At 53.9% G+C, this 1,031-nt stretch carries 1 protein-coding gene; it reads left to right on the forward strand.

Going from position 1 to position 1,031, the window contains the following annotated elements; all coding sequences use genetic code 11:
- A partial coding sequence (gene tuf / locus HEN33_RS25080) for an elongation factor Tu (RefSeq protein ID WP_000407797.1) occupies positions 1-1,031 on the forward strand: 1,031 nt, incomplete at both ends.

Below are 1,031 nucleotides of genomic sequence, written 5' to 3' on the forward strand. Positions count from 1 at the left end.
GCATTCGACCAGATCGATAACGCGCCGGAAGAAAAAGCTCGTGGTATCACCATCAACACTTCTCACGTTGAATATGACACCCCGACCCGTCACTACGCACACGTAGACTGCCCGGGGCACGCCGACTATGTTAAAAACATGATCACCGGTGCTGCTCAGATGGACGGCGCGATCCTGGTAGTTGCTGCGACTGACGGCCCGATGCCGCAGACTCGTGAGCACATCCTGCTGGGTCGTCAGGTAGGCGTTCCGTACATCATCGTGTTCCTGAACAAATGTGACATGGTTGATGACGAAGAGCTGCTGGAACTGGTTGAAATGGAAGTTCGTGAACTTCTGTCTCAGTACGATTTCCCGGGCGACGACACTCCGATCGTTCGTGGTTCTGCTCTGAAAGCGCTGGAAGGCGACGCAGAGTGGGAAGCGAAAATCCTGGAACTGGCTGGCTTCCTGGATTCTTACATTCCGGAACCAGAGCGTGCGATTGACAAGCCGTTCCTGCTGCCGATCGAAGACGTATTCTCCATCTCCGGTCGTGGTACCGTAGTTACCGGTCGTGTAGAACGCGGTATCATCAAAGTTGGTGAAGAAGTTGAAATCGTTGGTATCAAAGAGACTCAGAAGTCCACCTGTACTGGCGTTGAAATGTTCCGCAAACTGCTGGACGAAGGCCGTGCTGGTGAGAACGTAGGTGTTCTGCTGCGTGGTATCAAACGTGAAGAAATCGAACGTGGTCAGGTACTGGCTAAGCCGGGCACCATCAAGCCGCACACCAAGTTCGAATCTGAAGTGTACATTCTGTCCAAAGATGAAGGCGGCCGTCATACTCCGTTCTTCAAAGGCTACCGTCCGCAGTTCTACTTCCGTACTACTGACGTGACTGGTACCATCGAACTGCCGGAAGGCGTAGAGATGGTAATGCCGGGCGACAACATCAAAATGGTTGTTACCCTGATCCACCCGATCGCGATGGACGACGGTCTGCGTTTCGCAATCCGTGAAGGCGGCCGTACCGTTGGCGCGGGCGTTGT

Origin of the sequence: Escherichia sp. 94.0001, from assembly GCF_013369155.2 — a bacterium.
In the GTDB taxonomy this organism is placed as follows: domain Bacteria; phylum Pseudomonadota; class Gammaproteobacteria; order Enterobacterales; family Enterobacteriaceae; genus Escherichia; species Escherichia coli_F.